The 26,477-nt window shown below is 51.8% G+C and carries 22 protein-coding genes; all 22 read right to left on the reverse strand.

Annotation, left to right across the window (positions count from 1 at the left end):
* Window positions 1-211 precede the first annotated feature (211 nt).
* Window positions 212-658 (reverse strand): dUTP diphosphatase, encoded by a 447-nt coding sequence (gene dut / locus P0X86_RS21040; RefSeq protein ID WP_015736296.1) that lies wholly within the window; start codon window positions 656-658, stop codon window positions 212-214.
* The gene (locus tag P0X86_RS21045; RefSeq protein WP_009594719.1) at window positions 633-1,901 is read right to left on the reverse strand and encodes a M16 family metallopeptidase; all 1,269 of its coding nucleotides are present in this window, start codon (window positions 1,899-1,901) and stop codon (window positions 633-635) included. Before P0X86_RS21045 ends, dut begins: the two co-directional genes overlap by 26 nt.
* Before the next feature lie 94 nt (window positions 1,902-1,995).
* Entirely contained in the window at window positions 1,996-2,988 is a 993-nt protein-coding gene (locus tag P0X86_RS21050) for a polysaccharide deacetylase family protein (protein ID WP_015736298.1), read from the reverse strand.
* A gap of 217 nt (window positions 2,989-3,205) precedes the next feature.
* Window positions 3,206-5,311 (reverse strand): polyribonucleotide nucleotidyltransferase, encoded by a 2,106-nt coding sequence (gene pnp / locus P0X86_RS21055; protein ID WP_192571289.1) that lies wholly within the window; start codon window positions 5,309-5,311, stop codon window positions 3,206-3,208.
* A 405-nt stretch (window positions 5,312-5,716) separates the two neighbouring features.
* The gene (gene rpsO / locus P0X86_RS21060; RefSeq protein ID WP_006211281.1) at window positions 5,717-5,986 is read right to left on the reverse strand and encodes a 30S ribosomal protein S15; all 270 of its coding nucleotides are present in this window, start codon (window positions 5,984-5,986) and stop codon (window positions 5,717-5,719) included.
* Between the two features lie 166 nt (window positions 5,987-6,152).
* A complete protein-coding gene (locus P0X86_RS21065) occupies window positions 6,153-7,106 on the reverse strand; it encodes a bifunctional riboflavin kinase/FAD synthetase (protein ID WP_277746385.1) in 954 nt (317 codons plus the stop codon).
* Window positions 7,107-7,141: 35 nt separating this feature from the next.
* Window positions 7,142-8,053: a tRNA pseudouridine(55) synthase TruB gene (gene truB / locus P0X86_RS21070; RefSeq protein ID WP_277746386.1), complete on the reverse strand. Its 912-nt coding sequence runs from the start codon at window positions 8,051-8,053 to the stop codon at window positions 7,142-7,144.
* Complete coding sequence (locus tag P0X86_RS21075; protein WP_009594706.1) at window positions 8,050-9,027, reverse strand: DHH family phosphoesterase; 978 nt, start codon at window positions 9,025-9,027, stop codon at window positions 8,050-8,052. Before P0X86_RS21075 ends, truB begins: the two co-directional genes overlap by 4 nt.
* Before the next feature lie 30 nt (window positions 9,028-9,057).
* A complete protein-coding gene (gene rbfA / locus P0X86_RS21080; protein WP_009594729.1) occupies window positions 9,058-9,411 on the reverse strand; it encodes a 30S ribosome-binding factor RbfA in 354 nt (117 codons plus the stop codon).
* Between the two features lie 19 nt (window positions 9,412-9,430).
* Window positions 9,431-12,115 carry a translation initiation factor IF-2 gene (gene infB, locus P0X86_RS21085; protein WP_192571287.1) on the reverse strand — a complete coding sequence of 895 codons (2,685 nt, stop codon included), beginning with the start codon at window positions 12,113-12,115 and terminating at the stop codon, window positions 9,431-9,433.
* A complete protein-coding gene (locus P0X86_RS21090; RefSeq protein WP_175320809.1) occupies window positions 12,108-12,431 on the reverse strand; it encodes a YlxQ family RNA-binding protein in 324 nt (107 codons plus the stop codon). Before P0X86_RS21090 ends, infB begins: the two co-directional genes overlap by 8 nt.
* On the reverse strand, window positions 12,424-12,735 hold the full coding sequence (gene rnpM, locus P0X86_RS21095; protein ID WP_009594698.1) for an RNase P modulator RnpM: 312 nt from the start codon (window positions 12,733-12,735) through the stop codon (window positions 12,424-12,426). The genes P0X86_RS21090 and rnpM overlap by 8 nt, the downstream gene beginning before the upstream one ends.
* Before the next feature lie 25 nt (window positions 12,736-12,760).
* Window positions 12,761-13,858, reverse strand: coding sequence for a transcription termination factor NusA (gene nusA / locus P0X86_RS21100; protein WP_009594773.1), 1,098 nt, complete (start codon window positions 13,856-13,858; stop codon window positions 12,761-12,763).
* A 32-nt stretch (window positions 13,859-13,890) separates the two neighbouring features.
* On the reverse strand, window positions 13,891-14,352 hold the full coding sequence (gene rimP, locus P0X86_RS21105; RefSeq protein ID WP_009594781.1) for a ribosome maturation factor RimP: 462 nt from the start codon (window positions 14,350-14,352) through the stop codon (window positions 13,891-13,893).
* A 179-nt stretch (window positions 14,353-14,531) separates the two neighbouring features.
* The gene (locus P0X86_RS21110; protein WP_277746387.1) at window positions 14,532-18,848 is read right to left on the reverse strand and encodes a PolC-type DNA polymerase III; all 4,317 of its coding nucleotides are present in this window, start codon (window positions 18,846-18,848) and stop codon (window positions 14,532-14,534) included.
* Window positions 18,849-19,098: 250 nt separating this feature from the next.
* A complete protein-coding gene (gene proS / locus P0X86_RS21115; RefSeq protein WP_009594764.1) occupies window positions 19,099-20,556 on the reverse strand; it encodes a proline--tRNA ligase in 1,458 nt (485 codons plus the stop codon).
* A 221-nt stretch (window positions 20,557-20,777) separates the two neighbouring features.
* Window positions 20,778-22,046 carry an RIP metalloprotease RseP gene (gene rseP / locus P0X86_RS21120; protein WP_374705884.1) on the reverse strand — a complete coding sequence of 423 codons (1,269 nt, stop codon included), beginning with the start codon at window positions 22,044-22,046 and terminating at the stop codon, window positions 20,778-20,780.
* A 137-nt stretch (window positions 22,047-22,183) separates the two neighbouring features.
* Complete coding sequence (locus tag P0X86_RS21125) at window positions 22,184-23,323, reverse strand: 1-deoxy-D-xylulose-5-phosphate reductoisomerase (RefSeq protein WP_096774503.1); 1,140 nt, start codon at window positions 23,321-23,323, stop codon at window positions 22,184-22,186.
* A gap of 17 nt (window positions 23,324-23,340) precedes the next feature.
* Window positions 23,341-24,141, reverse strand: a complete 801-nt coding sequence (locus P0X86_RS21130; protein ID WP_015736308.1) for a phosphatidate cytidylyltransferase — start codon at window positions 24,139-24,141, stop codon at window positions 23,341-23,343.
* Between the two features lie 20 nt (window positions 24,142-24,161).
* Window positions 24,162-24,929 (reverse strand): undecaprenyl pyrophosphate synthase, encoded by a 768-nt coding sequence (locus P0X86_RS21135; RefSeq protein WP_009594721.1) that lies wholly within the window; start codon window positions 24,927-24,929, stop codon window positions 24,162-24,164.
* A gap of 73 nt (window positions 24,930-25,002) precedes the next feature.
* A complete protein-coding gene (frr, locus tag P0X86_RS21140; RefSeq protein ID WP_009594750.1) occupies window positions 25,003-25,557 on the reverse strand; it encodes a ribosome recycling factor in 555 nt (184 codons plus the stop codon).
* Window positions 25,557-26,285: a UMP kinase gene (gene pyrH / locus P0X86_RS21145; RefSeq protein ID WP_006211297.1), complete on the reverse strand. Its 729-nt coding sequence runs from the start codon at window positions 26,283-26,285 to the stop codon at window positions 25,557-25,559. The genes frr and pyrH overlap by 1 nt, the downstream gene beginning before the upstream one ends.
* Window positions 26,286-26,477: the final 192 nt, after the last annotated feature.

Here is a 26,477-nt window from a genome sequence, read left to right on the forward strand (position 1 = left end):
AAGCATCTTATGCTGCCGCCTATGGGGAGGTGAGCGCATTTCCCTTAAACTACCGCCTTAACGCAGTAAATAACGTTAGGAGAGATAAGTCCGGCTCCATGTCCATCCTGCTTCAAGACCAACGAAAAAAAACACCGCTCCGTTTCAACCGGAGCGGTGTTCATGCTGATATCATGATCCTGATGATACCCTTAAGCTTCCATGGTATGGTTTATTTGCCGGTATGACCGAATCCGCCCGCCCCGCGTACCGTATCGGACAGTTCGTCAACTTCCGTAAATTCTACGGCAGGCACGGATTTGAACACCATTTGGGCAATCCGCTCATTACGCTCAATCGCAAAAGGCTCCTGTCCCAAATTGACAAGCAGCACCTTGACTTCCCCGCGATAATCGGCGTCAATCGTACCCGGAGCATTCAGGCAAGTAATGCCATGTTTATAGGCAAGACCACTGCGCGGACGGATTTGCGCCTCAAGCTCGGCCGGCATGGCAATCGCAAAACCGGTCGGGATTAATTTGCGTTCACCCGGGTTTAGCACCACCGGCTCTTGAACGGCAGCGTGCAGGTCGAAACCCGCAGCCAGCTCGGACATTTTCACCGGAAGTTTCACATCTTCATTTCCTGGCAATCTATTGATTTGAACGTAGTGCAACAAATTCATTCCTCCTAAGTACATTCAGTGCTTTATCTGAAGTTCCTACCATCGCTAGTGCATATGGAGTCCCAAACATACGGTCAAGAACCGCATTGACATCCTTCATGTCGACCTGCTCGATCCGTTTAATGATCTCGTCCAGACTGAAATGGCGGCCCAGCATCAATTCGTTCTTGCCCAAGCGATTCATGCGGCTGCTCGTGCTCTCCAGACTCAGGATGAGACTGCCCTTCAATTGTTCTTTTCCTTTGCGCAGCTCTTCCTCCGTCATCCCGTTCTGTGCCAAATCATGAAGCATTTCCGTGGTCAGCTGAAGCACTTCTTTTGTCTGTTTGGGCGCTGTGCCTGCATAGATGGTAAACATGCCGTTATCCGCGTGGGAACTGTGGTATGAATATACCGAGTACGCCAGCCCGCGCTTCTCCCGAATTTCCTGAAACAAGCGTGAGCTCATGCCGCCGCCAATGGCGTTATTCAGCAGAACCATCGCATACTGAAGCTCGTCGCCGATCGAGCAGCCGGGAAACGACATGCAGATATGATTCTGCTCCGTTTTCTTCTTGCGGAACTGCACGCCGTCCAAAAAGGCCGGTACCGCCAGCGGCTCCGACGTTCCATGGTTGGCAAAGCCGCCAAAATGGCGCTCCAATAACGCAATCACTTCATCATTGATGTTGCCGGCGAGGGCAATCACCGTATTCTCAATGGTATAGTGCCGGTCCATGTAGGATCTCAGCGCTTGCGAATCCATCGATTCCAGCCGCTCCTTCGTGCCGAGAATCGGATAAGCAAGCGGGTGGTCACCGTACACCGACAACGACATCAGATCATGAACCAGATCATCCGGCGTATCTTCATACATCGCAATCTCTTCAAGAATGACATTCTTCTCCTTGGCTAACTCGCCCGCATCCAGCTTCGAATTGAAGAACATATCGGACAGCACGTCAACGGCAATCGGAAAATGCTCATCCAGCACCTTGGCATAATAACACGTATATTCCTTGGACGTAAAAGCGTTGACGTTTCCGCCGATGGCATCAAATTCTTCAGCTATGGCACGGGCGTCAAAGCGCTCCGTCCCTTTGAACATCATATGCTCTATAAAATGCGTAATCCCGTTGATGTCTTCCGATTCATTGCGGGATCCGGTTTTCACCCAAATGCCGAATGAGACCGAACGACTTGTCGGGATTTGCTCCATAACCACTCTCAGGCCGTTAGACAATTGTATTTTTTTCACGAATAGGCCCCCCTAACTGTTCCATCAAAGGCTCACTTCGGCTGACAATCAGCCTCATGCCATCCATTCATTCTATCAAACTTTACCATGCGGCTCAACTTCCCTTTGGCATGATTCGCTCCGGTGAAAGCGTCTGGCTGACGGTCCCGATCTCCAGTCCCTTGGCCCGTATTCCGTCAATCATTCCTTTTAATGCTTGGGAAGAGGAGTCCGTTGGATGCATCAATATCAAAAATCCCGGCTCCACCTTCGACGTAATCTTCTGAACGACGGCATCCGGCGCCGGATGCTTCCAGTCGACCGTGTCAAGCGTCCACAGCACCGTCTTCAATCCTCTTGCATGCGCGATGGATACGGTCTGCTGATTGAAATCGCCGGAAGGCGGTGCAAACCACTTATTTACTACCCCCAAGCTTTCTTTAAGCAGATCCTGCGTCTTTGCGATTTCCATCTCCGCCCGTTCCCTGCTGAGACGGCTCATGTTCGGATGCGTAAAGGCATGATTCTCCACCTCATGGCCTCGTTTCACGATCTCGGCGGCCAGCTCCGGGTTTTTCTTCAGCCAGCTGCCATCCAGGAAAAACGTAGTTTTCACCTTCTCCGCATCGAGCGTATTCAGCATCGGCACCAGAAATTCATTCCCCCACGCCACGTTAATCATCATCGATACCATCGGCTTGTTGGGGTTCCCTCGATAGATCGGTTGTTCCCCCAGATCATCGAGCGTGACTTTAGCCGGTATCTGCCGGTAAACGTAGGGAATGGCATCGCCGGCTTTACGTTTCTTCGACGATGCTGCTTGATATGTAGCTTCGATATCGACTTCGAGTCCATTGTATCCGGGAATCGCTTTCCACACCGAGTCCACCCTGGCATCCACCGGCTCGATACGCGATTTAGCCGCAGCGGCTTCAATTTGACCCAATAAATCCAGATCCACTGCCGTCTCTGAACCACTGACGAGATGCGCCTCCGGTTTGTTCTCCAGCCCCGATACGTATTTCCAAGCCCCGCTGAACACAGCAACAGCCGACACCATTGCGGCACCGGTCAGCAGCACGGCCATCTTTTTTCCATTCATGGGCATATCCATCCTCCCTAGAGAAGCTTTGTCCCATTTTATGTGCGATCTGACGGAAATATGTACCGAAACATAAGGCCTTAAGCCGTGTAAGCCTGACCCGATGCTTATTCCGAAGCAAAGAACATAGGGAGTCCGGCGTCTGATGAGCAAAAAAGAGCCAGAATGATAGGTTCTGCCTCTTTTCCTTCTATCGATATGCGGTTAAACCTGCAAGCGCGAATTAAGATCCGCTCTTGCTGGCTTCGGTTGTCAACACGGCTTTGCGAGACAGGTTAATCCGTCCCTGCTGGTCGATTTCTGTAACCTTCACGGTAATGACGTCACCGATTGCAACCACGTCCTCTACCTTCGCTACGCGCTCAGTCGAGAGTTGGGAGATATGCACAAGCCCGTCTTTGTTAGGCAGGATTTCAACAAATGCACCGAATTTCTCAATCCGTTTTACAGTACCTGTATAGATTTCGCCAACAGCCACCTCACGCACGATGCCTTCGATAATCGAAAGAGCCTTCTTGTTCATCTCATCGTTGGACGATGCGATGAATACGCGGCCGTCTTGTTCGATATCGATCTTCACGCCGGTCTCTTCGATGATTTTGTTGATGATTTTGCCGCCGGCCCCGATAACATCGCGGATTTTATCCGGGTTGATCTGCATCGTAATGATCTTAGGCGCATATTGGGACAGCGTTTCTCTTGGCTTTTGAATGGCTTCCGCCATTTTTCCAAGGATGTGCATGCGTCCTTCTTTTGCCTGCTGCAGCGCTTCCTGCAAAATCGCGCGGTCGATGCCGTCGATCTTGATATCCATCTGAATGGCGGTAACCCCGTCAGGCGTACCTGCCACTTTGAAGTCCATGTCGCCGAGATGGTCTTCCATCCCTTGAATGTCCGTCAAGATGGAAACGTGGTCTCCGTCTTTAATCAAGCCCATCGCCACGCCGGCTACAGGCGCTTTGATCGGCACCCCTGCGTCCATCATGGCAAGCGTGCTTGCGCAAATGCTCGCTTGGGATGTCGAACCGTTCGATTCAATCACCTCGGACACGAGGCGAATCGTGTACGGGAAATCCACTTCATTCGGAATGACCTTCGACAATGCACGTTCACCCAGTGCACCGTGACCGATTTCACGACGGCCCGGAGCGCGAAGCGGACGCGCTTCCCCAACGCTGAACGGCGGGAAGTTATAATGGTGCATGAAGCGCTTGGTCTCTTCCAGATCGATTCCATCGAGAATTTGTACATCGCCTAGAGCACCTAGTGTACATACGCTAAGAGCCTGGGTTTGTCCACGCGTAAACAGACCGGAGCCATGCGTTCTAGGCAGCAGGCTGGTATCGCAATCGATAGGACGGATCTCGGACAGACCGCGGCCGTCCGGACGAACTTTATCGTGCGTGATCAAACGGCGAACTTCTTCTTTCACGATATCGTGAAGGACCTCTTTAACATCCTTCAACAACTCGGGTGTCTCGAGGTATTTCTCTTCGAACACGGTGTATGCTTCGTCGTTGATAGCGTCAATCGCATCTTGGCGAGCGTGTTTCTCCTCAATGCGAACGGCTTCAACAAGACGGGCTTCCGCAAATTCGCGCACTTCGCGATTCACGGTTTCATTGACCGCATGAAGCTTAACCGCCATTTTCTCTTTGCCGCAAGCTGCCACCAGCTCTTCGATCTTGGCTACGATTTTCTTGATTTCCTCATGCCCGAACATGATCGCTTCCAGCATGACTTCCTCAGGAACTTCGTTCGCTTCGGCCTCGACCATCATGATCGCATCTTTGGTGCCGGCGACGACCAGATAAATATCGCTTGCTTCCTGCTCCGCAATGTTCGGGTTCACGACAAAGTTGCCGTCAACGCGACCCACCGCAACGCCGCCGATCGGACCGTTAAAAGGCACGTCCGAGATGCTCAAGGCAGCGGAGGTACCAATCATGGCCGCAATTTCCGGCTCGCAATCCTGATCAACGCTCATCACCAAATTCAGAACTTGAACGTCATTCCGGAATCCTTCCGGAAACAGCGGACGAATCGGACGGTCTGTCAGACGGCTGGCAAGAATCGCCTTCTCGCTTGGTCTGCCTTCGCGTTTGATGAATCCACCCGGAATTTTACCGACTGCGTACAAGCGCTCCTCATAGTTGACCGTCAATGGAAAGAAATCCAGATCCTTCGGTTCACTGGAAGCCGTCACCGTACACAGGACTGCCGTTTCGCCGTAACGAACCATAACAGCCGCATTAGCCTGCTTCGCAAGGCGCCCTGTTTCGAACACGAGGGGTCTTCCGCCAAGCTGCATTTCAACACGTGTTTCCATGTAATCCCTCCTCATGGGGATAAATTTTTTTGAAATCCTAATCATCAGCATGTTTTTGCCAAACGCTGTCCACATTTCCTAACCAGAGTCATCGAAGCGGTCGAATATCACGAACCTATGTACAGGAACAACCCGAACCGTATAGAAAACATTCTCCGTATAGATTGCCCCGGTTATACCATGAAGTGAAAATTAGCGAACAGACCACGCCTACCATCTATCAAGAATCTATATTAAGATAACCCCACAAAGTGGAGTTTAGGCTATGAAGCGTACGCAGTACTTTGTGGGGAAGCTTTCGTAACGGTAAATTGTACAATACTTAGAAAAGAGCCCGGCTGTGCCGCTGTCGTTCCAAGAAGGACAGTGGACAACCAGGCTGTTTTCGGCACATCTTATGGATGATTAGCGACGCAATCCAAGCTTCTCGATCAAAGCACTGTAACGTTTAACATCCTTGTTTTTCAAGTATGCAAGCAACTTACGGCGTTGGCCGACCATTTTCAACAATCCGCGACGGGAATGATGATCCTTCTTGTGCGTACGCAAGTGGTCAGTCAAGTTCGTAATGTTTTCCGTTAGGATAGCGATTTGCACCTCTGGGGATCCTGTATCGGACTCATGAGTTTTGTGCTCGTCAATCAGTTGTTGTTTACGTTCTTGAGTCAATGCCATCCTGTTCACCTCCCTCATTATAATCGCCGTTGGCCCAGGTACCGACGGTGAGATCGAACATCCAAGCCAAGGTTAGAATTGCCCGATCCTCGGGCAACCTCTAAGAGTATAGCATACTTTACCTGAAAAAGAAAATCCGTTTGCGAACAATTTGTCCCAAAACGTTTTATTCGCTGACATTCAATATTTTGCGGGCCTCGACGGCATCCCGCTGAATCCATTCCACAAGCTCCTGAACCGATTCGAATTTATGCTCCTTGCGGATATATTGAACGATATCCACCGTCATGATCTGTTCGTACAGATCCCCTTCGAAATCAAACAGATGGACCTCGAAGATCGGTTCAGTAATCCCTTCGTGGAACGTCGGCTTCACGCCGACGTTCATGACGCCCGGTACCCAGTCGCAATGCTTATCCGTGCGGGCACGGACGGCATAGACGCCCAATGCAGGCGCCACGAATGGATCCGTCAACTCCAGGTTCGCGGTAGGGAAACCGATCTTTCTTCCCCGCTTCTCCCCGTGAACGACCGTACCCCGGATGTGGTAATTCCGTCCGAGCCAGCGGTTTGCGTCCGACAGCTGTCCAGTTTTCAAGGCAATCCGTATGGATGAACTTCCTACCTTCTCGCCGTCGACCAGGAATGGCGGTACCGTAACGACCGACATTTTGCCTTCCCCGAGTTCCTGAAGTTTAACTGCGTCTCCTGCGCCTTTATGGCCGAACCGGAAATCAAATCCGACTACCGCCGTTTGAAGATTCAAGGGAAAGAGCATTTCTTCAACAAACGCTTCCGGACTTACTTGGGAAAATTCTTTATTGAACTCGACGACGTACAGAATATCGATGCCCATCTGCTCAAGCAGCTGCTGCTTGTCAGGCTGGGGAGTCAGATAGCCTTCGTAGCTCCCCTTACCGATCACGTCCTTCGGATGCGGATAAAAGGTAATGAGCGCGGCCGGCACTCCATTCTCCCGAGCAATGCTGACAGCGGTCGAAAGCACGCTGGCATGTCCCAGGTGAAGACCGTCGAACTGGCCGATTGCCGCTACCTTGGGCTCGGCAGCTGCTCGTACGATGTCGGAAGATACAGGATAAGATAATGAAACAATCCTCATGATTTCTCACCTCCACTCACTAAATCCAGTCATGCTTAGGAAAATACTTTCACGGGAACGATAGCGCCCGTCTCTTCCTGACGCCTATAGATGCCCAGAAAGTTTTCCTTTATATCGTACAAACGGATAGGCTCCGAACTGTCGACGGCCGGTTCTACCGCCCTGGCGGACAAGCGTTGCCCCTTCAGCGCGGCCTCCGCCTTCTCTTCGGAAACCGTATGCTTTGCTAGATGATGAATCGCTTGATCCACCGGAATAAGCCGGGTTTGCAGCGTTTCATCCTTCATGAACTGCTCAATTTGCTCTAGGGTCAAGCACTGCGCCTCGGTGATTCCCGCCGATACCGTACGTACCAGCTTAACCATGACGGACGGCAGGCCGAGCTTCCTCCCGATATCCACACAAAGCGTGCGGATGTATGTACCTTTGGAGCACAGTACACGGAAAGAAATTTCCGTATACTCCCCATCCGCATCAAAGTCCGTCATCTCGATTTCATGAATCGTTACGGTACGGCTTTTGCGCTCCACCGTCTTGCCTTCTCTGGCAAGCTCGTACAATCGTTTGCCGTTGATTTTGACGGCGGAGTACATAGGAGGAACCTGAGAGATCTGGCCTGTAAAAGATTGCAGCGCTTCAAGCGCCTCGTCTCTGGTCACGCGGACTTCATCCGCAGTCTCCACCACATTCCCGGTAATATCCTCGGTATCGGTCGAGTATCCAAGGCGGAGGACCGCATGATACTCTTTAGGCAGCTCCTGCAGATATTCGACGACCCGCGTGGCTCTCCCCAAGCATAACGGAAGCACGCCCGTCACTTCAGGGTCCAGCGTCCCGGTATGTCCGATCCGCTTCAAACGAACCATTCCCCGAACTTTGGCTACCACATCGTGGGAGGTCCATCCGGCCGGTTTGTGAACGGCCAAGATGCCTTCTAATTGCGTCATAGCTTTAATCTCACCTGCTCTACTACTTTAGGGATGATGTCTTGAAGGGAGCCTTCCATGCTGCACCCTGCCGCCCGGACATGGCCGCCACCGCCAAAAATTTGGGCCAACGCGGCAACATCCACTTTGCCGGCTGAACGCAAACTCGCCTTGACCATTCCGGATTTCAGCGATTTGAACAGAATCCCGACTTCGACTCCCTGGATGTTTCGGGGATAATTGACGATCCCTTCAAGATCCTCGCTAACGGCACCGCATAATTCCATATGCTCGGGCGTTACGTACACCCAGGCTATTTTACCGTCATCCGACAGACTCAGCGTGTTTAACGCCTGAACCAACACCTTCATCTGCGGGAGCGTCATTTCCTCAAGCAGCGTTTCCGCAATTTCGGGGCCGTTCACGCCATAGGATAACAGATCGGAAGCCATGCTCATGACCTTGGGCGACGTATTGGAATAACGAAAACCCCCGGTATCCGTTAACAATCCGGTATAAATCGCAGTGGCGATTTCGGCATCCCAATCGATTTCAAACAAATTCAGCAAATCATAAAGGATTTCTGCGGTTGCAGCCGCCTCGGGCACAACCAGGTTAACGGCTCCGTAACGATCATTCGTTGGATGATGGTCAATATTAACGATGCTTGCATGATCGGCAAACACCTGCTGCGTATAACCTACTCTCGCAAAATCCGCGCAATCCACGCAAATGACGTTTGAAAACGTCCTTCCCGGCTGCTGTTCCGACAGATTGAGAATGTCTTCTGCATGCCACAGCTTTTTCATGCGCTTCGGGATGGGCCCCTCGTTGATCATCGTGAATTTCTTGCCCAGACATGAGAGAAGCCAGCCCACCGCAAGGGTGGAACTGACTGCATCTCCATCGGGCTGAACATGCGACACAACCAAATAATCATCGTGCTCCAGCAGAAACGACTTCACCTGCTGCAGCTCTTGTTCATAGGTCTGCATTCGCCCTCTCCTTTATAAACAAAAACTACTCTATTTCTCTTCGCGATCCACGATTTCAGTCAGCAGCTTCTCAATATGGCTGCCATAAGCAATGGAATCGTCGAATTTGAAGATCAGCTCCGGAACATGCCGGAGGCGAATCCGCTTGCCCAGTTCGGAGCGGAGGAAGCCGCTTGCCTTCTCCAGCCCTTTCAAGGAAGCCGCCTTCTGCTCGTCGTCCCCGAGCACGCTCAGGTATACCTTCGCTTGGGACAGATCGTTAGTTACATCCACGCCGGTCACGGTAATAAAACCGATTCTCGGGTCTTTCAATTCCGTTTGGATCAGTTGGCTGAGCTCTTTTTTTATCTGCTCGCCTACGCGCCCAGTTCTGATTTTTGCCATGGTCTGATCACCTCATTCGTTAGCGCTCTACCGTCTCCATGATGAAGGCTTCGATTACGTCCCCTTCTTTGACGTCGCTATAGCCTACCAAGGTAATACCGCACTCGTAACCCTGTGCCACTTCTTTAGCGTCATCTTTAAAGCGCTTGAGGGAATCGATCTTGCCTTCATGAACGACAATGCCGTCACGGATCAAGCGAGCTTCTGCGTTACGCGTAATTTTACCGGATGTCACCATACATCCTGCAATCGTACCCACTTTGCTCACTTTAAAGGTGTTGCGGACTTCCGCATGACCGATCACGGATTCTTTATACTCCGGATCGAGCATCCCCTTCATAGCTTGCTCAATTTCCTCGATTACATTATATATTACACGGTGCAGACGGATATCAACCTTCTCCTGCTCGGCGGTTTGCTTCGCTTGAACGTCAGGACGAACGTTAAACCCGATTACGATCGCGTTAGAGGCAGCTGCCAAAATAATATCGGATTCGGTGATGGCACCGGCACCGCTATGGATAATCTTGACGCGCACGCCTTCCACTTCGATTTTGTTCAAGGAACCTTTCAGGGCCTCGACGGAACCTTGCACGTCACCTTTGATAATCACGTTAAGATCCTTGATTTCGCCGTCTTTAATGTGCTGGAAGAGATCATCCAGCGTCACCCGCGTATTCGTGTTCAATTCGGACTGACGATGGGTAATCGCACGCTTATCCGCGATATTACGCGCTTTACGCTCATCCTCGAACACCATGAACGGATCGCCGGCGCCCGGAACTTCAGTCAAACCGGTAATTTCGACCGGCGTAGATGGTCCGGCTTCTTTTAAACGACGGCCTTTATCGTTCACCATGGCGCGAATACGTCCAAAGCAGTTGCCGGCTACGAAGGCGTCGCCCACTTTCAACGTACCATGCTGAACGAGGATGCGGGCTACCGGTCCTCTGCCTTTATCAAGCTCAGCTTCAATCACGGTACCGCGCGCTCGTTTATCAGGGTTTGCTTTATATTCGTTCACTTCTGCTACCAGAAGGATCATTTCAAGCAAGTCTTCCAGACCCATCCGCTGTTTCGCCGAAACGTTAACGAAGATGGTATCTCCGCCCCACTCTTCAGGCACTAACTCATATTCCGTCAATTCTTGTTTGACTTTATCCGGGTTAGCGTCCGGCTTATCGATTTTGTTCACGGCAACGATGATCGGCAAACCTGCCGCTTTAGCATGGTTAATCGCTTCGACCGTCTGTGGCATCACGCCGTCGTCGGCCGCGACCACGATGATCGTCATATCCGTTACTTGCGCACCGCGGGCACGCATGGCCGTAAACGCTTCGTGACCCGGTGTATCCAGGAACGTGATCTTCTTGTTATTGATCTCGACTTGGTAAGCACCGATATGCTGCGTAATTCCGCCAGCTTCGCCACTAGATACGTTCGTGGAACGGATCGCATCCAGCAGCGTCGTTTTACCGTGGTCAACGTGACCCATAATCGTAACGACCGGTGGACGCTCTTTCAGTTCTTCCGGAGCATCGTTTTCTTCTACGGTCTCAAAACGATCTTCCTCTACCGGAATTTTCACTTCGACTTCTACACCGAATTCGCCAGCGAGCAATAGAATCGTATCGATATCCAGCTCCTGGTTGATGGTGGCCATCACGCCGAGGAAAATCAGCTTCTTGATGACTTCGGAAGCGTCCTTATGAAGCAGCTTCGCCGTTTCACCGACGGTCATGTTGCCACGGACGATAATTTTCTTCGGCGTGTTGTCGATTTTCTCACGAGGCGGCTGCTGATTATGTTGATTCCGGCCGCGGTTGTTCTTGCCACCGCGATTGTTTCCACGGAATCCTCCCTGACGGTTGTCATCAAAACGCTTGGAGTCTGAACGATTGTTATTGTTGTTTCTGGAACCGCGGTTCTGGCCGTTGCTGTTATTGGATCCTGAGAATCCGCCTCCGGTTCCACCCGGCTTGCTCTGAGGACGCGCTCCGCCTTGGTTGTTGCCGCCCTGCGGACGCGATCCTCCTTGATTATTGCCTTGCGGACGCGATCCGCCCTGATTATTGCCTTGCGGACGCCCGCCGCCTTGACCTCCGCCTTGTGGACGGGATCCGGTCTGCGTGCTGCTGCCGCTCGGTCTGGAGCCTTGGCTGCGATTATTCTGCTGGCTTCCTTGTGCGGAGCCAGATTGGTTTCTTCGGGTATCCTGCCCTCCTTGGGGACGCTGGGAACCTGAAGCATGTTGTGTGTTTGAATTCGTTCTACTATTCATACCTACCTGCTTTTCCTGTTGTTTTTTGGGCTGGCTTTGACCTTGTTGTCCTGATACTCGTTGTCCTGAATGACGCATACCGTCCTGCCCATTACGGTTGCCGTCTGCACTCACGTTAGTGGAAGTGCCTTCTGTTTTAGCATTGGATACGGATGCGGCTGCATTCGCTCCGGAACCCGAAGGTTTGCGGTTCTCGGTTCGGGGAGCGTCGCCACTGTCCCGCTTGGCTGCCGCATTCGATTTGATATCTTTGAAGAACTGCTCTACCTTCGACACCGTATCGTTTTCCATTACGCTCATGTGGTTATTGACCGGAACGTTCAAACGCTTAAGGATCGTGATAATTTCTTTACTGCTCATGTTCAACGATTTAGCATATTCGTACACTCGAAGTTTATTGTCTTTGTTTTCCTGTTTACTCAATATACTCCACCTCCGACATTGTCTCCATTTTCTTGGAGATCATTTCTGCGAATCCTTGATCCGTAACTGCCAGCACAACCCGCTCGGGTTTACCTACACTTGTGCCCAGACTTTCCCGGTCAAATCCGATTACCAGAGGGATATTGTAAGAACCGCATTTGTCGCGGAACTTCTTTGTTGTATTATCTGAGGCGTCACCCGCCAGAATAACCAATTTTGCTTCAGAAGACCGGATGGCTTTGAGCACGATCTCATCTCCGGTAACCACCTTGCCTGCCCTCATGGCCAGGCCGAGCTGAGAAAGCGCCCTATTCATCATCGGCAGCACTCTCTTTTGCAGCCAGGAATTCATCCTCAACCTTGATGAAATCCTGTGCCAACTGTTCGTAGATCTCAGGCTTCACATGTTGTTTCAACGCTCGATCCAGTGCTTTATTTTTGTGTGCCAGCTTGAAGCAGGAAACCTTGCCGCATAGATACGCTCCCCGTCCCGACTTTTTGCCGGTGAGATCGATCAGGACAGCGTCATCGGGAGTCCTGACAATCCGGATGAGCTCTTTCTTCGGCATCATTTCCTGACACGCCACACATTTACGCAGCGGTATCTTTCTCTGTTTCAAGACGACAACCCCCCGTCATTTGGAATTAATCGACAGAGACGGAATCCTGGTGCATTTCACCTGATTGGGACTTCGGTCTGCCAAATTCCTGCTCCGCCTGACTTTCGCTCTTAATATCAATCTTCCAGCCGGTCAGCTTCGCCGCGAGACGAGCATTCTGGCCTTTGATCCCTATCGCCAGCGAGAGTTGGTAATCCGGAACGATTACGCGCGCCATCTTCTCATCTTCAAATACTTGGACTTCAAGCACTTTGGATGGGCTCAGCGCATTGGCCACGTATTCTTCGACCTGGTCGGAATAACGCACGATGTCGATTTTTTCGCCGCGAAGCTCATTGACAATCGTTTGTACGCGCAATCCCTTAGGCCCTACGCAAGAGCCGACCGGATCGACTTCATCGTTGCGGGAATACACCGCAATTTTGGAGCGGAATCCCGCTTCGCGCGCAACCGAGCGAATTTCCACGACGCCGTCGAAAATTTCCGGCACTTCCAGCTCGAACAGGCGCTTCAAAAGGCCCGGATGCGTACGGGACAGCATAATCTGAGGCCCTTTGGTTGTGTTCTCAACCTTCGTAATGTACGCTTTGATCCGGTCGCCATGCTTGAACTTCTCGTTAGGCATAAGCTCGGTAAGCGGCAGCGCCGCTTCGATCTTGCCAAGGTCGATATAGATGTTGCGCAAATCCTGACGCTGCAGCGTACCCGTAACGATATCGTCTTCCTTGTCAATAAAAGCGCTGTAGATCAGGCCGCGTTCGGCTTCTCTAATGCGCTGGGTAACAACCTGCTTTGCCGTTTGAGCGGCGATCCGTCCGAAATCACGCGGCGTAACCTCGATTTCCGCTATATCTTCGATCTGAAAATGCGGATTGATCTCACGTGCGGCATGCAGCGAAATTTCAGTGCGCGGATCCAGAACCTCGTCCACGATCAGTTTCCGTGCGAACACCTTGATAACACCCGTGTTGCGATTCATGTCTACCCGTACATTTTGCGCGGTGTTGAAATTGCGCTTGTAACTTGAGATCAGTGCCGCTTCAATGGCTTCAAACAGCACATCCTTGCTGATGCCCTTCTCTCTTTCCAACTCATTCATCGCTTCAATAAAATCCATACTCATTGAAAATCGGTTCCCCCTTTCAAAACTTCCGTTTAAAAAATGATGGCCAATCTGGCACTGGCTACTTTTGCATATGGAATCACGTGCTGCTTCTTCGCGGTCTGAATGACCAGCTCCTCGTTATCAAAGGATTCCAGCTTGCCTTCAAACTCCTTCAACCCGTTAATCGGCTCGTATACCGTAACAAACACGTTCTTGCCGACCGACTTCGCAACATCCTCTTTTTTCTTCAGGGGACGTTCCGCGCCAGGAGAAGAGACTTCAAGAAAATAAGCCGTCGGAATCGGATCGTTCTCGTCCAGCTTCTGGCTCAGGTGTTCACTGATTAAACCGCAATCGTCAATGTCAATGCCGCCGTCCTTATCAACAAACACGCGCAAGAACCAGTTGCTTCCTTCCTTAACGTATTCCACATCTACCAGTTCAAAGCCGTGTTCGTCCAAATACGGCTGCACCATTTCTTCCACAGTCGTTTTAATCTTTGATGTGCTCAAAGAACATAACCTCCAAGTTGATTTCCTATATACCAAAGAGTAAAGAGTGGGTTGCCCCACTCTTTACACAACGGTTTTATCTCCATGATTACCAAAAAAATTATAACATAGTCTGGTAATAGTGACAAGTATGACTCCTTGACTGTCAAGGCGTCACGGCCATGAAAGAATGACAAGAATCAGAACAATGACAACTGGTTGCTCTCCGGCAGACCGCGGAAGCATCCCATTTGGGTCAACAGCTCCACGGCGGTTTTGCTTGCCTTCGATTTTTGCTGGAAATCCTCGATGGAGAGGAATTCTCCGAATTCACGCGCGGCGGCAATATTGCGGGCAGCGTTATCGCCGATTCCCGCAAGCGCCGAGAACGGCGGAATGAGCGAGTCTCCATCCACCTTGAATTTCAAGGCGTCGGATTGATACAAATCGATGTTCTTGAATGAGAAGCCCCTTGCCGTCATTTCCAGCGCCATCTCCAGAATCGGCAGCATGCCTTTTTCCTTCGGGCTTGCCCCGAAGCCGAGCTGCTCGATCTCTTCAATCCGGCGATAGATCGCCTCATAGCCCTGACAGCATAATTCGATATCAAAATCCTCGGCGCGGACCGAGAAGTAGGTTGCGTAATATTCAATCGGATAATACAGCTTGAAGTAAGCCGTTCGCACCGCTGAAATAACATATGCGGCGGCGTGGGCTTTCGGGAACATGTACTGGATTTTGAGACAGGAATCAATGTACCACTGCGGCACTTTGCATTTCTTCATCTCGTCGATCCATTCCTGGGACAACCCCCGGCCTTTACGCACGCTTTCCGTAATCTTAAACGCGAGGCTCGCGTCCATGCCGGCCTTGTAAATCAGGAACAGCATGATGTCATCGCGGCAACCGATAACGGTTTTGATGTTGCAGGTTCCATTCTTGATGAGCTCTTGTGCGTTGCCGAGCCATACGCCGGTTCCATGTGAAAGTCCCGAGATTTGCAAAAGGTCAGCAAAACTCGACGGCTGCGACTCCACCAGCATCTGGCGCACGAACTTGGTCCCCATCTCCGGCACGCCGAAGGTGGCCACCGGCGAGCGTATTTGCTCCGGCTTCACGCCCAGCGCCTCCGTTGAATTGAACATGCTCATCACTTTCGGATCGTTCATCGGGATGGTCGTTGGGTCCACTCCGGTTAAATCCTGGAGCATTCTCATCATCGTCGGATCATCGTGTCCGAGAATATCCAGCTTGAGCAAATTCGCTTCAAAGGCATGGTAATCGAAATGCGTCGTTTTCCACTCCGCGTTGACATCATCGGCAGGGTACTGCACAGGCGTTATCTCTTCAACCTCGATGTAGTCCGGCACAACGACAATACCGCCGGGATGCTGGCCCGTGCTTCGCTTGACGCCGGTACAGCCTGACGCCAGCCGGTTTAATTCCGCGCCGCGCCAGCGCTTGTTGTTGTGCTCCTCGTATTTCTTGGCAAAGCCGAACGCCGTCTTCTCCGCCACGGTGCCGATGGTACCGGCACGGAATACGTTCTTCTCGCCGAACATCTCCTTGGTGAAATTATGGGCATGCGGTTGATATTCGCCGGAGAAGTTCAAATCGATATCGGGAACCTTATCCCCTTTGAAGCCCAGGAAGGTTTCGAACGGGATATCCTGTCCTTCGCCCTTCATCATGTTTCCGCATTCCGGACAAGCCTTGTCCGGCAAGTCGAATCCGCTCGGCACGCTGCCGTCCAGGAACCATTCGCTGTGCTTGCAGTCGCTGTTCAAGCAAATATAATGCGCTGGCAGCGGGTTAACCTCGGATATGCCGAGGAACGTCGCAACGACGGAGGAGCCAACGGAACCCCGGGAACCAACCAAATAGCCGTCCCGATTCGATTTTTTCACCAGCTTCTCGGAAATCAGATAGTTCGCGGAGAAGCCGTATCTAATAATCGGCTCCAGCTCTTTCTCCAACCGGGCCACAACGACCTCGGGCAGGTTCTCCCCATAGATCGACTTTGCCGTGTCGTAGCAGGTGTTGCGGATTTCTTCGTCGGCCCCCTCCAGAATCGGCGTAAACAGCTTATCCGGGAACAGCTCCAAATCTTCAAAACGGTTGGCCAAGTCGCTTGTGTTCGTCACCACGACTTCATAGCATTTGTCCTGACCCAAAAACTCGAACTCTTGCAGCATCTCTTCCGTCGTCCGAAAATGCGCGTCTGGCTTGCGCATATCCTTGAGCGGGCTGAAGCCGGTAATGCCATGGATGGTAATGTCCCGGAACAGCTTGTCCCGCGGTTCCAGATAGTGCACATTCCCTGTAGCGATGACCGGCTTGTTCAGCTTTTCGCCGATGCGCACGACTTTGGAAATCGCGGTTTTGATCTCTTCGGGACTGCCTACCAGGCCTTTGTCCACCAAATGCATATACATCGTCAACGGCTGGATTTCCAAAACGTCGTAAAAGCCTGCAATCTCTTCGGCTTCCTCCTCCGTCTTGTTCAGCACCGTTTCGAAGAATTCCCCTTTTTCGCAGCCGGACAGCACCAGCAGCCCATCCCGCATCTCTTGGAGCTTGGATTTCGGGATGCAGGGCACCCGCTTGAAATATTCGGTATGCGACATGGAGACCAGTTTGTACAGATTCTTCTTGCCCGTCATGTTCAAAGCGTAAATCCCGCAATGGAACGGACGGGTATTGGACAGGTCCATGCCCACGTAATCATTAAGACGGTCCAGCATCTTCACGCCTTTGGTTTTGTCTACGTCGCTGAGGAGCCCGTTCAGGATTCCCGCCAGCGCAATTGTATCGTCGATCGCGCGGTGATGGCTTTCCAGCAGCACCTTGTACTTATCCGCCAATGTGTTAAGGCGGTGATTCTTAAGTCCCGGATGCACCAGTCGGGCCAGCTCCAGCGTATCCAAATACGGATTCTCCAGCGTGTCCATGCCTGCATTCTTGAGTGCTGCCTGAATGAACCCCATGTCAAACCGCGCGTTGTGAGCCACGAGCACGCCATCGCCGACGAATTCAACAAATTCCTTCAGTACCGGCTCCAGTTCAGGAGCATCCTTGACCATATCGTCATTGATGTTCGTCAATTGCTGGATATGATACGGAATTCGCTCGTGCGGATTAACAAACGTGGCGTACCTGCCAATCTCCTTGCCTTCGTGCATCTTCACGGCTGCAAGCTCGATGATCTTGTTCGCGGTGATGGACAAACCCGTGGTTTCAATATCGAATACCACGTAAGTCGCGCTGCTCAGCTCAATCGGCTGTGCCTGTTCCACGATGTTGACGGCATCATTCACGACATTGGCCTCGATGCCGTACATCATTTTGATTCCGTGTTTCTTGGCGTTCTTGGCTGCGTCAGGATAACACTGCACGCCGCCGTGATCACTTACGGCAATCGCTTTATGTCCCCAGGCGGCCGCGGTTTTGATGTACCGGTCGATCGGCGTGACCGCATCCATCGTGCTCATAGTGGTATGGAGATGGAATTCCACCCGCTTCTCGGCAGCGTTATCCTTGCGGGAAGGGGGCGCCTTGACTTCATTGAGGTCGGACGGGATCATGACCAGCTCCGGCACCTGCATAAACCGGTCATATTCCACGCGTCCGCGTGCCTTCACCCATTTGCCGTTCTCAAGAAGGCTCAGGACCTTCAAGTCATCCTTCGTTTTGCCAAACATCTTCATCTGCAAGGAATCGCTGAAATCGGTTAAGTTGAAGGTAAACAGCGTGCTGCCGTTTCGGAGCTCCTTGCGGTCCAACCCGAAAATGGTACCCTGGATCGTAATTTTCTTCTCTTCGTCCTGGATCTCCTGGATCGAAACCGGCTGATCCTTGATATCATATCCGACCTGCAGCCGAATCTCGCCTTCTTCCTCGTCCTCGGCATCCAGCTCCGCTTCCATGCTGCTCATGATCTGTTCGATAACCTCGCGCTCTTCCTCGCGCTTCCTCTGCTCGAACTCCTCGTAAGCGGCCTGGCCGTTATCGCCGACCTGCATCTTCACGCGAAGTGTCAGATCGAAGTACTGCCCGAAGAATCGGGTTATGGCGGTATCGATCTGTTTCTTGCGGGCAAGTTCAAGCGACATGCCATCCGACATGGAGAGAAGGACCTGCCCGTCTTCCACCTCGTGTTTCGCCCTAGTCATCCAGCCATTGACCGATGGAATCTCCCGGTGTGCCCACTCCAGAAACAAGCCCCAATACTCCTGCACGATATCGGCCTCCGGAACGCCGCTTCCATACCGGAACACAAATTTGATCTTAGCGATATGTCCCATCTTCTCCTGAATCCTCAGGCAAAATGTGCGATAAACTTCGGCCGGGACCAAGGTCTCCTTCTGAACGGTTATCCTCCAGTCCTTGCTGTTCCTGCTGGTCTCTACTTGTTCAATCACACCGTCTAAAAAATAGGGTTCCACCAGATTGGCCGGAACTTCTCCCTGCTTGATCAGCAGTTCAAATCGCTTCCTTTTATCTTCAGTCGTGCCCATGGTTCCCTCCCCCTGCATAACATAAAGCTGTAAGAAAAACTTCTATCGACCTACATCCACAGAAGACAGACCGCGTTTAGCGGATAAAAAACAGAATAAAGCTTCCGCCGGCAGCACTCCATCGTCCTGCCCCGAGAAAGAGAGCGTCCGTCATACTGCCATCCGGAAGCTTACTCCAGATGATGAATCCCCGACGCGGACGAAAAATTGCCCTTCGTCATGCAAGTCGGAAACTCATAATATCGAATTCCTAGTACGCTCTCGCGAACAGCACCGTATGCTTCGCATCCTCGCCGCATACGAGACACTTCGTTTTGTTCTCGGCCGGTTCAAACGGAATGTTTCTGCTCGTCGCGCCGGTTTCTTGCTTCACGGTGTCTTCGCAAGCTTCCGAACCGCACCATCCTGCCAAAGTAAACCCGCGCTTGTCCTCCATGCTGTCCTTCATTTCATCCAGCGTCTCCACGGAATAGAAATGATCCTCGCGGAACTGCTTTGCACGATCGAACATTTCCTGATGCACCTGCTCCAGCATGCTCTGCACTTCCTGGATCAGGTTGGCCTGCTCCACAACCTTCTTCTCGCCCGTAATGCGGGAAACGAGCACGCAGACGCCATTCTCCATATCACGAGGCCCGATCTCCAGACGAACCGGAACGCCGCGCATTTCGTACTCATTGAATTTCCAGCCTGGACGCACATCCGGATTGTCGTCCACCCGTACGCGGATCCCGGCGGATTTCAGTTCACGGAACAGCTCGTCCGTACGGCCCACGACGGCGTCTCTCGTCTTCGGAGGCCCGATTGGAATCATGATTACTTGAGTCGGCGCAACTTTTGGAGGAAGCACCAAGCCCCGGTCGTCCCCATGGACCATGATCAAGGAGCCGATAAGACGCGTGCTGACTCCCCAGGAAGTCGTATGTGCGTATTCCAGCGTATTTTCACGGTTCAAATATTGAATATCAAAAGCTTGCGAGAAATTGGTACCCATGTAGTGTGATGTGCCTGCTTGTACAGCCCGACCGTCTTTCATCATCGCTTCGATGGAGAACGTGTCCACGGCACCCGCGAATTTCTCCGAAGGCGTCTTCTGCCCCTTGATCACCGGAATCGCGAGATAGTCCTCTACGAATTGCTGATAGATATCTAGCATTTGCATGGTTTCCCCTCTTGCTTCCGCTTCCGTTTCATGAGCGGTATGCCCCTCTTGCCATAAAAACTCGCTGGTGCGGAGGAACGGCAGCGTGCGTTTCTCCCAGCGCACCACGTTGGCCCACTGATTGATCAGCACAGGAAGATCACGATAGGATTGAATCCATTTGGAATACATGTGCCCGAACATCGTTTCGGAAGTCGGACGAATAGCCAGACGCTCTTCAAGCTTCTCGCCCGCCGCTTCGGTCACCCAAGGCAGCTCTGGATTGAAACCTTCCACATGCTCCTTCTCTTTCTGGAAAAAGCTCTCCGGAATGAACAACGGGAAATAAGCGTTCCGATGTCCCGTTGCCTTAAAGCGCCGATCCAGCTCCGCCTGGATATGCTCCCAAATTTCATAACCGTCCGGTTTAAAGACGATGCAGCCCCGGACTGGGGAATAATCCATCAAGTCCGCTTTTTTGATGACATCGATGTACCAGCGCGAGAAATCTTCTCCTTGCGGCGTGATCTCCGTCACGAATTGTTTATCCTTCGATTCCTTAGACATATAAATCGTGTTCCTCCCATTAATAAAACGCGTGGTCTAAGCCGTTCATTCAGGCGGCTTGACTGGACGTTATTGGCGATATGTGTGAACGGGCCGCGGCTATAAAACCCGCCCTGTGTTATAGAACTCCATGCTGGATATCGTTATGCGTGAAACTCTGCTAACAATAGAAAAAGGTACGGCTTTCGTCGCGGCTGGCGCACCGAGCCGTACCTTAAGGTCTATCCGTTGATCAAACGCAAAATATCGTTATAGGTGACGGCAATCATTAACAGGAACAGCATCGCAAACCCGATGAAGTGAACCATGCCTTCCCTGTTCGGGTCAACCGGCTTGCCCCGTAATGCCTCGATCCCCAAGAATACGAGCCGGCTTCCATCCAGCGCCGGAATCGGCAGCAGGTTGAATATGCCCAGGTACAAGCTTAGAATGGCCGCCCAATAGGTCAGCTGTTCGATACCCTGTTTGGCGATTTGACCCGTGACCTCAAAGGTGCGCACAGGACCGCCTAAATCATCCATGGAAAACTTCTGAATCAACTGTCTGAAGCCCTGGAAAATAATATTGGTGGTGTCAACCATCGCCGTCCCGGAGCCGGTAATCGTCTCTCCAAGCCCTGCGGATCGGGTAGGAAGCTCAGGAACGATCCCGACCTTGCCGCCTTCCTGGCCCTCCATGGTCCGAGGCGTCAACGTCAAATCGAAAGATTCCTCTCCTCGACGTACGGTCCATTCCATCGGCTTGTCCTTGGAGGCCGCAATCAATTCGATCATCTTCTGATAATCGGCCCCAATCGCCGTTCCGTTGATGCTCTCGATGATGTCGCCCTCTTTCAGATTGGCTTCGTCTGCTGGCATGCCTTTCGTAATCTCGCCTATCTGTACGTAGGTTGGATTCTCGACCGGTATACCGGCCATCTGAATGTGAAGGGCAAACAGCACGAAGGCCAAAATAAAGTTCATGACAGGGCCGGCAAATATCGCAAGCGCTCTTTGGCCGACGGTCTTGCTGCCGAACTGGCGGTCTCTCGGTGCGATCTGCGTCTCGACACCTTTAGCTACCGTTAATGCTTGCGGATGGATCTCGTACTGCTGAAATTCACCATCCACATCAAGCCTCACCGACAAACGGTCCACCATGTCGATAAACTGGACTTCGCCGCGAATGACATTTTTACGGTTGTCGAGTTGATCCAGATAAATCTTTTTCACTTGATTCTCTGCATTCACTCGAACCGCAATCGTCTGACCGGGCTGAATCTCGACAAGTTCCGGATCTTCTCCGGCCATGCGGGCATATCCGCCGAACGGGAGAAGACGAAGCGTGAACTGCGTTTCATGGCGTTTATATGAGAACAGCTTAGGACCAAATCCAATCGCGAACTCGCGTACCAAGATTCCGGCACGCCGGGCAAAATAATAGTGACCCCATTCGTGCACGGTTACGATCACAAAAAACATGAGCACCGTTAAAAAAACGACCCGAACCATTTCCAATTCTTTACATCCCCCTTTTCCTCTGAGAACGCAGTATGTCCCTATAGATTATCATTATTCTCCTGTCGTCCACAAGAGAATCACAAGCTGTCCGCTTTTTTTCAAGGGAGATTTCAAAAACACTTCAAAACTTATAGTCGGGAAGCTATTTCACGTGCAATCCGATCATTCTCTTCAATCGTCTCCAGCGCCGGTTCCGGCACGTTATGGTGACTATGCAGCACTTCCTCGATAATCTCTTCGATTCGCAGAAAAGAGATTTCGCCGCGGAGAAAGCGGGCGACCGCGATTTCATTGGCCGCATTGAATACCGTTGGCGCTGTACCACCCATTTTACCACATTCATAAGCGAGCCTTAAACAAGGAAAACGCTCAAGGTCCATTTCCCGGAAGTGCAGCTTTCCTGCTTCTGCCAAGGAGAGCCTTGGTGCAGGCGAAGACCACCGCTCGGGATAAGTCAGCGCATATTGAATCGGGACCCGCATGTCCGGGTTGCCGAGCTGCGCGATAATGCTGGAATCGCGGAACTCTACAAAAGAATGGATGATGCTTTCCGGGTGGAGAAGCACGGAAATATTGTCGTACGGTATGCCGTACAACCAATGCGCTTCAATGACCTCAAGCCCTTTATTGACCATGGTCGCGGAATCGATCGTGATTTTGGCGCCCATGGACCAGTTTGGATGCTTAAGCGCATCCTCCACCGTAACGTTGACCAGCTGATCGCGGGTGTAATCCCGGAACGACCCGCCGGAAGCGGTCAGCGTAATCCGTTCGATATCTTCATGCCGTTCTCCGTTCAAGCATTGGAATATGGCGGAATGTTCACTGTCGATCGGCAAGAGCTTTACCCCTTTTGCAGCGGCTTGAGCGGTAACCAGGTGACCTGCGGTAACCAATGTTTCCTTGTTGGCAAGCCCGATCGTCTTCCCCTCGTTAATGGCCGCAAGCGTAGAAGAAAGGCCCAAACTTCCAACGACCGCAGTAACGACCAGCTCCGCGTCTGTCGCTGCCGCAATCTCGATCAGGCCTTCATGGCCATGAAACACTTCGGTTCCAGCAGGAAGATCATGCCTTAAACTGTCAGCAAGCTCTTTCGTCGCAACGGACACTTTTCGCGGAGAAAACTCCTGAACCTGCTGAAGCAGCAATTCCTTATTGCTCCCCGCAGCCAAGCCTTCAATCTGAAATTGTTCCCGGTGCTTCCTCACCACATCCAAGGTTTGGGTGCCAATGGAGCCCGTGGAGCCGAGTACGCTGATCTTCTTCATGCTCATCTTTCCTTTCATCAGTAAGGCAGGAGACTCAATATATGTACAAACGGAAATACGACGATCCAACTGTCGCATCGATCCAGTATTCCTCCATGTCCCGGCAGCAGCTTGCCCGAATCCTTGATGTCATACACCCGTTTATAGGCGGATTGCACCAAGTCGCCGAGCTGGCCGATAACGGCGCAGGAAAGCCCAATCAGAACCGCATGTCCAGCCGTCAGGATTCCATCTGAGTAGAATGAAAAGAGCAGCGACGTGAACACGGCGATGATCACACCGCCGAGCGCACCCTCCACCGTTTTGTTCGGGCTTATGGAAGGCCATAATTTATGGCGCCCCATGGCGCGGCCGACAAAATACGCGCCCGCATCACTTGCCCAGATCGAGGCCAGCAGCAAAAAAGTCCAAAATACGCCATGCCCGTCCGGAGCATGCCGAGATTCGGCTATGAAGGAAAATCCGATGCCGATATAGACCGATGCCAAAAACAATAAAGAGATCCGCTTGATATCTATCGTATTTTTCGTGGTCACCGTCGCCAGCAAAAATAAGAGCAGCAGGAGCCAAAGCACATGTTCCCATGGGATCGGAAGTTTCAGATCAAGCGGACCCCATGGAAATACAAGCAGCAGCACTCCCGCATACCCGATCCATGCCGTTCCCCCGAACGGTGCCGTATGGGTCATGCGCACAAACTCATAGTAACCGACTAGCGCCATCGCCAGAATTAGAAGATGGTACCACAGACCGCCTATGAAACATAATCCTAAAAAGACCGCTCCCGCTATAATTCCGGTAATCAATCGCTGTTTCAAAACGTTCCATCCTCCATCGGCTACGACAGTCCACCGTAGCGCCTAGTTCTTTGTTGATAATCGGCTACGGCCTCCACCAAATGGTCTTTGGTGAACTCCGGCCAATAGGCATCCGTAAACCATAACTCGCTGTACGCGAGCTGCCACAACATAAAATTGCTCAGCCGCAGCTCGCCGCTTGTGCGGATCAGTAAATCCGGATCCGGCAATTCGCCTGTGAGGAGCCGCTGGCCAATCAGTTCCTCTGTAATGTCCTCAGGACGGAGAATTCCGTCTCGCACTTCCCGTCCGAGCGCCTTGACACTTTCGGTGATCTCTTTCCGGCTGCCGTAATTGAGCGCAAAGTTAAGCACAAGCCCGTCATTGCCGGCAGTTTTCGCGACAGCTTCTTCCATCGCAGACACGGTATGGGACGGAAGGTCTTCCGGATGCCCCATCATGCGGACCTGGACATTTTTCTCGATCAGCTCTTCCAGCTCAATAGCCAGAAACTCCTGCGGAAGCTTCATAAGAAAATCGACCTCATCCTTCGGACGCGTCCAGTTTTCCGTAGAGAAAGCATACATCGTCAATATTTTGATTCCCAACTCATCGGCGGCTATGGCGGCTCTTTTGACAGCCTTCATGCCATTCTGATGGCCAACGATCCGCGGCATGCCGCGCCGTTTCGCCCAACGCCCATTGCCATCCATGATGATGGCAACATGATGCGGGATGTTGTCCGGAGAGAGCTGATGCGTCTGCTGACTGTCCTCCTGATTCAACCACGATCGAACCCGTTTGATCATTCCATTTCCTCCAGGCATCTTTCTGCAAAAAAAGAGACAAACCCCACCATTGACAGGAGGGGCCACAAGTCTCTTATACTTCCATAATCTCTTTTTCTTTAGCAACGAGGACTTTGTCGACTTCTGCGATAAATTTATCCGTCGCTTTTTGGATATCTTCCTGATGTCTCCGGGACTCGTCCTCGGAAATATCCGTTTTCTCCAATTTTTTGATGTCGTCGTTGGCATCACGGCGAATGTTGCGGATGGCCACTTTCGCTTCCTCGCCGAATTTCTTCGTCATTTTCACCAGTTCGGTTCTGCGTTCTTCCGTCAATGCAGGTACGACGAGACGAATTTGATTACCATCGTTCGCCGGTGTCAATCCGATATCCGATTTCATGATCGCTTTCTCGATATCCGCCAAGGACGACTTGTCCCAAGGCTGAATCATGAGCGTTCTGGAATCCGGCGTGCTGATGTTAGCCAGCTGATTCAGCGGAGTTTGCGCTCCGTAGTATTCCACCGTGATCCGGTCGAGGAGCGCCGGCGCTGCCCGCCCTGCGCGCAGAGTTGCCAAGTCACGTTTCAAAGACAGGATCGCTTTTTCCATGCGTTCTTCTGCATTCTTTTTCACCGATTGCGGCATTAGTCTACACTCCCTTTAACGATCGTTCCGATTTTCTCGCCCAGAACGACGCGCTTGATATTACCTTGCTCCGTAATAGCGAAGACGATGAGCGGGATGTTGTTGTCCATACATAACGATGAAGCTGTAGAGTCCATTACCCCAAGGTTTTTGTTCAATACGTCTAGATACGTCAGCTGCTCGTACTTCTCGGCAGTTTCATCCTTAAATGGATCAGCGGAGTACACTCCGTCCACCTTGTTCTTCGCCATAAGAATCACTTCTGCTTCGATTTCCGCGGCGCGAAGCGCTGCAGTCGTATCGGTGGAGAAGTATGGGTTCCCTGTTCCTGCCGCAAAAATAACGACACGTCCCTTTTCCAGATGCCGAATGGCTCTGCGGCGAATATACGGCTCGGCGATTTGCTGCATGGAGATCGAGGTTTGCACCCGGGTCGGCACATCGATCTGCTCCAAAGCATCCTGAAGGGCCAAAGAGTTCATCACCGTTGCGAGCATTCCCATATAGTCCGCTGTCGCACGGTCAATTCCGTTCGCGCTGCCGGCAATGCCGCGCCATATGTTGCCGCCGCCGCATACGATCGCGACCTCCACACCAAGCTCGACAACCTCGCGAACCTGCTCAGCGATCGATGAGATCGTCTCAGCATCAATACCATATCCATTCTGCCCTGAAAGGGATTCCCCACTGACTTTCAATATCACTCGTTTATATACAGGCTGTTCCAAATGATAACCCTCCACTTTAAGACGGCGCCTTAAGTATACGACGCCCGTTTGAAAAACGACAGACAGACACACCGGCACTGCTTGACGGTTTATAAAAATCGGGTAAAAACATCCGTCTCAAGTAGAAACTTCTGGTCGTCTAATCAAGACCTAAGTCCATTCTTTCTTGTGAGATAAGGGTAGCCTTTACTC

It is taken from the genome of Paenibacillus sp. BR1-192, assembly GCF_029542445.1.
GTDB lineage: Bacteria > Bacillota > Bacilli > Paenibacillales > Paenibacillaceae > Paenibacillus_AQ > Paenibacillus_AQ lautus_A.

Bases quoted from the DNA above. Each gene is read 5' to 3' on its own strand.
- P0X86_RS21110 (WP_277746387.1), bottom strand. From the start codon at position 18,848: ATGGGCACGACTGAAGATAAAAGGAAGCGATTTGAACTGCTGATCAAG.
- frr (WP_009594750.1), bottom strand. From the start codon at position 25,557: ATGCCGCAATCGGTGAAAAAGAATGCAGAAGAACGCATGGAAAAAGCG.
- P0X86_RS21075 (WP_009594706.1), bottom strand. From the start codon at position 9,027: ATGCAGACCTATGAACAAGAGCTGCAGCAGGTGAAGTCGTTTCTGCTG.
- P0X86_RS21125 (WP_096774503.1), bottom strand. From the start codon at position 23,323: ATGAAGAAGATCAGCGTACTCGGCTCCACGGGCTCCATTGGCACCCAA.
- rseP (WP_374705884.1), bottom strand. From the start codon at position 22,046: ATGGTTCGGGTCGTTTTTTTAACGGTGCTCATGTTTTTTGTGATCGTA.
- P0X86_RS21065 (WP_277746385.1), bottom strand. From the start codon at position 7,106: ATGAGGATTGTTTCATTATCTTATCCTGTATCTTCCGACATCGTACGA.
- P0X86_RS21050 (WP_015736298.1), bottom strand. From the start codon at position 2,988: ATGCCCATGAATGGAAAAAAGATGGCCGTGCTGCTGACCGGTGCCGCA.
- P0X86_RS21135 (WP_009594721.1), bottom strand. From the start codon at position 24,929: ATGATCAAACGGGTTCGATCGTGGTTGAATCAGGAGGACAGTCAGCAG.
- rpsO (WP_006211281.1), bottom strand. From the start codon at position 5,986: ATGGCATTGACTCAAGAACGTAAACAACAACTGATTGACGAGCACAAA.
- nusA (WP_009594773.1), bottom strand. From the start codon at position 13,858: ATGAGTATGGATTTTATTGAAGCGATGAATGAGTTGGAAAGAGAGAAG.
- pnp (WP_192571289.1), bottom strand. From the start codon at position 5,311: ATGGAAACACGTGTTGAAATGCAGCTTGGCGGAAGACCCCTCGTGTTC.
- rbfA (WP_009594729.1), bottom strand. From the start codon at position 9,411: ATGGCAAAAATCAGAACTGGGCGCGTAGGCGAGCAGATAAAAAAAGAG.
- P0X86_RS21090 (WP_175320809.1), bottom strand. From the start codon at position 12,431: ATGAATAGGGCGCTTTCTCAGCTCGGCCTGGCCATGAGGGCAGGCAAG.
- truB (WP_277746386.1), bottom strand. From the start codon at position 8,053: ATGACGCAATTAGAAGGCATCTTGGCCGTTCACAAACCGGCCGGATGG.
- proS (WP_009594764.1), bottom strand. From the start codon at position 20,556: ATGTCTAAGGAATCGAAGGATAAACAATTCGTGACGGAGATCACGCCG.